The 7,921-nt window shown below is 69.0% G+C and carries 8 protein-coding genes; 6 read left to right on the forward strand and 2 right to left on the reverse strand.

Going from position 1 to position 7,921, the window contains the following annotated elements; genetic code table 11:
• The 4 genes from DMC18_RS27340 to DMC18_RS17625 form a co-directional block, all read left to right on the forward strand.
• The coding region (locus DMC18_RS27340) for an aa3-type cytochrome c oxidase subunit IV (RefSeq protein ID WP_370444628.1) at positions 1 to 394 on the forward strand (394 nt) is incomplete at its 5' end.
• Between the two features lie 210 nt (positions 395 to 604).
• Positions 605 to 1,747: a Re/Si-specific NAD(P)(+) transhydrogenase subunit alpha gene (locus DMC18_RS17615; RefSeq protein ID WP_199228576.1), complete on the forward strand. Its 1,143-nt coding sequence runs from the start codon at positions 605 to 607 to the stop codon at positions 1,745 to 1,747.
• 23 nt (positions 1,748 to 1,770) lie between these two features.
• Positions 1,771 to 2,094: a proton-translocating transhydrogenase family protein gene (locus tag DMC18_RS17620; protein WP_110121368.1), complete on the forward strand. Its 324-nt coding sequence runs from the start codon at positions 1,771 to 1,773 to the stop codon at positions 2,092 to 2,094.
• Positions 2,095 to 2,125: 31 nt separating this feature from the next.
• Positions 2,126 to 3,544 (forward strand): NAD(P)(+) transhydrogenase (Re/Si-specific) subunit beta, encoded by a 1,419-nt coding sequence (locus DMC18_RS17625; RefSeq protein ID WP_110121369.1) that lies wholly within the window; start codon positions 2,126 to 2,128, stop codon positions 3,542 to 3,544.
• 145 nt (positions 3,545 to 3,689) lie between these two features.
• Here DMC18_RS17625 and DMC18_RS17630 read toward each other — a convergent pair whose 3' ends face one another.
• Positions 3,690 to 4,034, reverse strand: a complete 345-nt coding sequence (locus DMC18_RS17630) for a UrcA family protein (RefSeq protein WP_110121370.1) — start codon at positions 4,032 to 4,034, stop codon at positions 3,690 to 3,692.
• Between the two features lie 323 nt (positions 4,035 to 4,357).
• Between DMC18_RS17630 and DMC18_RS17635 the strand changes: the two genes are divergently transcribed.
• Positions 4,358 to 5,146, forward strand: coding sequence for a M23 family metallopeptidase (locus tag DMC18_RS17635; RefSeq protein WP_110133155.1), 789 nt, complete (start codon positions 4,358 to 4,360; stop codon positions 5,144 to 5,146).
• 10 nt (positions 5,147 to 5,156) lie between these two features.
• On the opposite strand, the gene DMC18_RS17640 is transcribed toward DMC18_RS17635, so the two are convergent.
• Positions 5,157 to 5,513 (reverse strand): phage holin family protein, encoded by a 357-nt coding sequence (locus tag DMC18_RS17640; protein ID WP_110121371.1) that lies wholly within the window; start codon positions 5,511 to 5,513, stop codon positions 5,157 to 5,159.
• A gap of 211 nt (positions 5,514 to 5,724) precedes the next feature.
• On the opposite strand from DMC18_RS17640, the gene DMC18_RS17645 reads away from it, so the two are divergent.
• Positions 5,725 to 7,860: a histidine kinase dimerization/phosphoacceptor domain -containing protein gene (locus DMC18_RS17645; protein WP_110121372.1), complete on the forward strand. Its 2,136-nt coding sequence runs from the start codon at positions 5,725 to 5,727 to the stop codon at positions 7,858 to 7,860.
• The last annotated feature ends 61 nt before the right edge of the window (positions 7,861 to 7,921 follow it).

Here is a 7,921-nt window from a genome sequence, read left to right on the forward strand (position 1 = left end):
CCTGGGGTTAATTGGCCTGGGGTTAATTGGCCTGGGGTTAATTGGCCTGGGGTTAATTGGAACGCCGTTCTGCGTCATGGCGCCGCCCCAGCTTGAGCCTCGGGCGGGCTTGATATACTTCGGCTGTGGAAAAAATTCAGGGAGAGGCTCCTCGATGGGCAACCAAGCGTCCGACTACCACCGCGGTGAAATGGACATCCACGAACAGGCCGCGACCTATGCGGCGTTCGGCAAGATGACCAAGTGGGGCTCGCTGGCGATCGCTGTCGCCCTGACCTTCTTTACCCTGCTCTTCTGCACCCCCGCGGGCTTCATCGGCGCGGCCGGAACGGCCGTCGTGCTGGCCGTTGTCGGAATCCTGGCCCTTCGCGAAAAAGCCACCCCGGCTCACTGACACCGGTGGACATCGGCAATTTTTTGCGCCCGCCACGCGGGTATTTCTCGACAAGAGGCAAGAACCTCCCCTAAAGAGCGGCTCAAGCTGCTGGAGCGGTGTTAGGCGAAAACGTCATCGGTTTCGCCACCGAACGCCGCTCCAACTTTAGGATCCCGTGCCTGCGAGACCTCGCGGGCTCGGGGAGCGAACAACGCTCACGGGGGAGGTATGCCGATGGCCGTCATCGCCGTCACGAAAGAGACCCGCGCCAATGAGACGCGGGTCGCCGCGACGCCCGAGACCGTCAAGAAACTGACCGCCGCCGGCTTCTCGGTGGTGGTCGAGGCCGGAGCCGGAACAGCCGCCTCCTATCTCGACGCCGACTACGAAGCGGCCGGCGCCAAGCTGGCCAAGACCGCCAAGGACGCGATCAAGGACGCCGACGTCCTGTTCAAGGTCCGCGCGCCCGAGGCCGCCGAGATCGCGGTCCTGAAGAGCGGCGCGATCGTCGCAGCCGCCCTCAATCCCTACCAGGACAAGGACACGCTGAACGCCCTGGCCAAGGCGGGCGCCAGCGCCATCGCCATGGAGTTCATCCCGCGCATCACGCGGGCCCAGGTGATGGACATGCTGTCCAGCCAAGCCAACCTCGCCGGCTATCGCGCCGTGATCGAGGGGGCCGAAGCCTACGGCAAGGCCCTGCCGATGATGATGACCGCCGCCGGCACCGTCGCCGCGGCCAAGGTGTTCATCATGGGCGTGGGCGTCGCGGGCCTGCAGGCCATCGCCACGGCCCGCCGCCTGGGCGCCGTGGTCACCGCCACCGACGTCCGCCCCGCCACCAAGGAGCAGGTCGAAAGCCTGGGCGCCAAGTTCCTCGCCGTCGAGGACGAGGAGTTCAAGAACGCCCAGACCGCCGGCGGCTACGCCAAGGAGATGTCGGCCGAGTACCAGGCCAAGCAGGCCGAGCTGGTCTCCAGCCACATCGCCAAGCAGGACATCGTCATCACCACCGCCCTGATCCCGGGCCGTCCGGCGCCGAAGCTGGTCAGCGCCGCCCAGGTGGCGTCGATGAAGGCCGGCTCGATCCTGGTCGACCTGGCTATCGAGCAGGGCGGCAATGTCGAGGGCGCCAAGCTGGACGAGACCGTGGTCACCGCCAACGGCGCCAAGATCCTCGGCCACGCCAACCTGCCCGGCCGCATCGCCGCCGACGCCTCGGCGCTCTATTCGCGCAACCTGTTCGCCCTGTCGGCCCTGTTCCTGACCAAGGAAGGCGCCTTCGCGCCCGACTTCGAGGACGAGATCCTCAAGGCGGCCGTGGTCACCCGCGGCGGCGAGATCGTCCACCCGAACCTGAAGACCGCCTAACCGGCATAGAAAGGGAGGCTCCCATGGAAGCTGTCGACCCCACCGTGTTCCGCCTGGCGATCTTCGTGCTCGCCATCTTCGTCGGCTACTACGTCGTCTGGAGCGTGACGCCCGCCCTGCACACCCCGCTGATGGCCGTGACCAACGCCATCTCGTCGGTGATCATCGTCGGCGCCTTGCTCGCCGCGGCCGCGCATGGCGCGTCGGGTGCGCCGGACGCCGGTTCGGTGTGGATCTCCAAGGGGGCCGGCGCGCTCGCCGCGGCCTTCGCGGCGGTCAACATCTTCGGCGGCTTCCTGGTCACCCAGCGAATGCTGGCCATGTACAAGAAGAAAGAAAAGAAGTGAGCGGCGAGAGCCACTTGGGGGAAATGACATCATGAACGCCAATCTCGCCGCCATCCTCTACATCGTCTCGGGCGTGCTCTTCATCCTGGCGCTGCGCGGGCTGTCCAGCCCGGTGACCAGCCAGACCGGCAACCGCAACGGCATGATCGGCATGGCCATCGCCGTGGCGACCACCCTGGCCACCCTGTGGACCCAGGGCGCGCTCGACATCGTGACCCTGGGCCTGATCCTCGGCGGCGTCGCCGTCGGCGGCGCGGTGGGCGCGATCATCGCCCGCAAGGTCGCCATGACCTCGATGCCGCAGCTGGTCGCCGCCTTCCACTCTCTGGTCGGCATGGCCGCCTGCCTGGTGGCCGTGGCCGCCATCTACACCCCGGCCGCCTACGGCATCGTCGGCGAGGACGGGGCCATCCACCTCAACAGCCTGATCGAGCTGTCGCTGGGCCTGGCTATCGGCGCCATCACCTTCACCGGCTCGGTCATTGCCTTCGCCAAGCTGAACGGCAACATGGGCGGCGCGCCGATCCTGCTGCCGGCCCGCCACCTGCTGAACATCGTGATCGCGGCCGCCATCGTCGCCTTGGTGGTGGTGCTGGTGATCAGCGGCGGCCAGGCCAAGTGGGCCTTCTGGGGCATCTTCGCCCTCTCCCTGCTGATCGGCGTCACCCTGATTATCCCGATCGGCGGGGCCGACATGCCGGTCGTGGTGTCGATGCTGAACAGCTATTCGGGCTGGGCGGCGGCGGCGCTGGGCTTCACGCTGGAAAACACCACCCTGATCATCACCGGCGCCCTCGTTGGCAGCTCGGGCGCGATCCTGTCCTACATCATGTGCAAGGGCATGAACCGCTCGTTCGTCTCGGTGATCCTGGGCGGCTTCGGGGCCGACGCCGCGGCCGCCGGCCCTGGCGGCAAGGTCGAGACCCGTCCGGTCAAGCAGGGCTCGGCCGACGACGCGGCCTTCATCATGAAGAACGCCAGCAAGGTGATCATCGTCCCGGGCTACGGCATGGCCGTCTCCCAGGCCCAGCACGCCCTGCGCGAAATGGCCGACAAGCTGAAGGAAGAGGGCGTGGAGGTGAAATACGCCATCCACCCCGTCGCCGGCCGCATGCCGGGCCACATGAACGTGCTGCTGGCCGAAGCGAACGTCCCCTATGACGAGGTCTTCGAGCTGGAGGACATCAACTCGGAATTCTCGACGGCCGACGTGGCCTTCGTCATCGGCGCCAACGACGTGACCAACCCCGCCGCCAAGACCGACCCGACCAGCGCCATCTTCGGCATGCCGATCCTGGACGTCGAGAAGGCCCGCACCGTCCTCTTCGTGAAGCGCGGCATGTCGTCGGGCTACGCCGGGGTCGAGAACGAGCTGTTCTTCAAGGACAACACCATGATGCTGTTCGCCGACGCCAAGAAGATGGTCGAAGGCATCGTGAAGGGGCTCTGAAGCCTTCTTCTCCCGCCAGAAACGCGAAAGCCCCGGTCGAAGGACCGGGGCTTTTTCGTTTGGTCTTCCCCTTGGAGGAGGGGTCCTCCAGCAAAGGCCCCGGTTCTACCGGGGCCTCCGCGGCGGATGGCTTTGCATGCGGGGCTCAGCGAGCGGCCACCGCCACCGGGGTCGCGCGGGCGACCGAGGCCAGGGCCTGACGCTGCTTGTCCGAGAGCTTGTCGTTGATCTCGTCGCGGACGTCGATCATGCAGGCGCGGCGCGACATCAGGTCGAGACGCTCGTGGTTGGCGCGGGCGCGGCAGAAACGCTTGGTGGCGTCGGCGGCGCGGGTCTCGAACTCGGCGGCGTCGGCCGGGTTGGCCAGGTTCAGGTCGCCGACGCGAACGGTGACCGGCGCGGCGTGGGCCGCCTGGGTCAGGCCGATCAGCGGCACGGCCGCCAGGGTCAGGGTCGCGATCGAGGTGAGGCTGATCATGAACTTGCGCATTGGAATTTTCCCTCTGTTCCCGGGCGCGTCCGCCGCGCCTCCATGGACAAAGGTGTACTGAACGATACTTGAAGAGTCCCGTTAAGTGTCGTTCATGACTCCGTATTCATAGTATTGACTGGATTTAATATTCTAAAATTCATGTAATGTTTGACGATTTCGCGACAGCACCCAGCCAAGCTCTGACGAACACCACGGCATAGCTGCCGCCTTTCCGCCCGATCAGAGGGGCAAAGAGCCGCGTTCACGATCGCGAAAGGCCAAGCCCTTAGAACCGCCCGGCCCGCGATCCTCGCACATGACCGATCCACGAGGTTCCGTTCTTGGCGCCAGACACCCAGGCCCCGCCCGCCCGCAATCTCGCCCTGCCGCTGACGCTGGGCTTCGCCGTCGTCGTGGCCGCCGCCTCCGTGCCGGCCGCCCGCGCCCTGGCCGATCTGCTGACGCCCGCCCCCATCACCGCGCCCGTGATCCAGGCGGCCGCCGAACCCGCGCCGCCGGCCCCGCCGCCGCCGGCCTACGCCTTCGACGCGCCCCTGCCCGGCCGCGACATCGCCTCGCCCTTCGGCCTGCGCCAACTGCCCTGGGAAGAAGGCGGTCGCCTGCATGAGGGCGTCGACATCGCCGCCCCCTCCGGCACGGCTGTGAAGGTGGCCGCCGACGGCGTCGTCCTGCGCACCGGCGTCGACGCCGGCTACGGCCGCTTCGTCGAGGTCAGGCACAAGGACGGCTTCACGACGCTCTATGCGCACCTGGGCCGCAATCTCGGCATGAAGAAGGGCGTCTTCGTGCGCCGCGGCACGCCGATCGCCCTGGTCGGCGACAGCGGCCGCTCGACCGGCTCGCACCTGCATTTCGAGATCAGCCGCAAGGGTCGGCCGCTGAACCCGGCCCTGTTCATGGACAAGACCTTCGCCCAGGCCGACGACCTGCCGCTGAAGGCCGCCGCCCGCGTGCCGCGCAAGGTGCGCCTGGCCCAGGTGTCGCGCTGGCCCGAGGGCATGAAGGAAAGGGTCGCCGCCCGCCGGGCCGCGGGCAAGGGCGGCGTCGGCGTCGCCACGCGCGGCGAAGACGGCCGTGTGCGCGTCCGGATCCAGGTCGCCGCCGGCTAGGGCTTCAGGCTCACTCCCGCTCGGCGCCTTCGCCCAGCAGCAGGTGGCCCAGCCAGCTGACCACGCCGATCACGATCGCGCCGAAGACGCCGGCCCAGAAGCCGTGCACGGCCAGCCCCTGCAGCAGCATCGCCACCAGGCCCAGCATGGCGGCGTTGACCACCAGCAGGAACAGACCCAGCGTCACCAGGGTGATCGGCAGGGTCAGCAGCACCACGATCGGCCGCACCACCGCGTTGACGATCCCCAGCAGCACCGCGGCGATGGCGATCGTCTGCCAGCCCGAGGCGCTGATCCCCGGCACGATCCGCGACGCCAGCCAGAGCCCCAGCCCCGCGAACAGCGCGCGCAGAAGAAAACCGGTCATGCGGAGGCGTCTCCCAAAAAGGAGCGTGACCGTGACGCTCTCGAAAGATGCAGACAAGCCCCGTTCGCGTTGTCGTGGGCCAAATGTCGACAAGACGACGGTCAGCCTGTTGAATGCGACGTACTGTCAAGCACCGGCCTAGGCCGTCTGGAGCCGCCGCCGTGACCGCAGCATTTTCGTCGCACGCCCCCATGCTGGACAGGCTTTACGCATGACGGCGGCGCCGACGCCCGAGCAGATCCAGGCCTGCGATCGCGAGCCGATCCACATCCCTGGCGCCATCCAGCCGCACGGCGTGCTGCTGGCGCTGGACCGCGAGGGCCTGACCGTGCGCGCCGCGGCCGGCGACGTGGCCGGCCTGCTGGGCGTCGAGACGTGGCTGGACCAGGCGGTCGGCGCGGTGATCGGCGACGACCTGGCCGGCCAGGTGGCCGCCATCTCCAATTCCCGCCCGGCCGGCGGCTTCGTCGGCGTGCTGCACCGGAACGGCCGCAATCTCGACCTCAGCGCCACGGTGCAGGGCGAGCTCGTGCTGCTGGAGATCGAGCCCGGCCTCGAGCGGCCGATGGCCGGCTCCCAGATCCTGACCCACCTGGAAGCGGCCGCGGCCGCCTTCGAGCGCTGCCCGGGCCTGAAGACGCTCTATGACCGCGCCGCCCTGGAGTTCCGCCGCCTGACCGGCTTCGACCGGGTGATGATCTATCGCTTCGGGGTCGAGGACGACGCCGGCGAGGTGGTCGGCGAGGACCGCGCCCAGCACCTGAAGAGCTTCCTCAACCACCGCTTCCCCGGCTCGGACATCCCCAGGCAGGCCCGCGCCCTCTATGTGCGCAACCTGGTGCGGGTGATCCCGGACTCGGCCTACACGCCCGCCCCGCTGGAGCCGGCGCCGGAAGGTCAGCTCGACATGAGCGATCTGGCCCTGCGCAGCGTCTCGCCGGTGCACCTGCAGTACCTGCGCAACATGGGCGTGGTCGCCTCGGCCTCGGTGTCGATCGTCAAGGACGGCCGCCTGTGGGGCCTGGTGGCCTGCCACCACAACAGCCCGCGCCTGCTGCCCTACGAGATCCGCGCCGCCTGCCGCGCCCTGGCCGGAGGCCTCGCCCGCCAGATCAAGGCCAAGGAAGAGGCCGAGACCTGGCGCGAGAAGCTGCGCCTGCGCGCCCTGGGCGACGACCTGGCCTCGGTGCTGTCGCAGTCCGACATCGGCGACCTGGCGCTCGAGGAGCACGTTCCCGACCTGGTCGCCCTGGGCGAGGCCGACGGCGTGGCCCTGTTCCGCGACGACCGCATCGAGACGGCCGGCAAGACCCCGCCGCACACGGCTCTCGCCATGCTCCGCGACTGGCTGCTGGAGGTCGACGCCGGCGGGGTGATCGCCACCGACCGCAGCGCGACCGTGTTCCCCGGCGCCAGCGCCTTCAAGAGCTGGGCCTCGGGCCTGATGGGCGTGGTGGTCGAGCGCTCGCCGCTGCTGGCCGTGCTGTGGACCCGCGCCGAGGAGGTCGAGGTCGTGCACTGGGCCGGCGACCCCTACCGCACCGCCAAGGCGGCCGGCGGCGACGGGGCGCTTACGCCGCGCGCCTCGTTCGACGCCTGGAGCGAGACCGTCCGCGGCCGCTCGCGCCCGTGGAGCCCCTCGCAGACCGAGGCCGCCCTGCGCCTGCGCCAGGACCTGCTGGACCTGCGCCGCGCCCGCCGCACGGCCGAGCTGAACAGCCAGCTGCGCGCCACGCTGGACGACAAGGACGACCTGCTGCGCCAGAAGGACTTTCTGCTGCGCGAGGTGAATCATAGGGTCCAGAACAGCCTGGCCCTGGCCGCCGGCTTCCTGACCATCCAGATGAAGGCCATCGAGGATCCGGCCGCCCGCGCGCCGCTGGAAGAGGCCAGCCGCCGCCTGACCGCCGTGGGCCTGGTCCACCGCCGGCTCTATCGCGGCGACCAGCTGGAGACGGTGTCGCTCGACCGCTATCTGGTCGAGCTGGCCGAGGAACTGGTGGAATCCCTGGGCCAGGAGTGGTCGCGGATGCTGCGCGTCGACGCCGCCCCGGCCACGGTCTCGACCGACAAGGCCGTGACCATCGGCCTGGTGGTCACCGAGCTGGTGATCAATGCGGTGAAGTACGCCTATGGCGGCCGGCCCGGCCGCATCGACATCGGCCTGGTCGAGCACGGCGGCCGCGTGCGCCTCTCGGTCGCCGACCAGGGCGGCGGCAAGCAGGGCCCCCGCGTCGGCTTCGGCAGCAAGATGATGGACGCCATGGTCCGCCAGCTGGCCGGAACCCTGGCCTATCACGACAACAGCCCGGGCGTGCGGGCCGAGCTGGACGCGCCGGCGGGGTAGGTGATCCTTCTCCCCCTGCGGGAGAAGGTGTCGGCGAAGCCGACGGATGAGGGGTCTCTCA

Origin of the sequence: Caulobacter sp. D5 (assembly GCF_003185805.1) — a bacterium.
GTDB lineage: Bacteria > Pseudomonadota > Alphaproteobacteria > Caulobacterales > Caulobacteraceae > Caulobacter.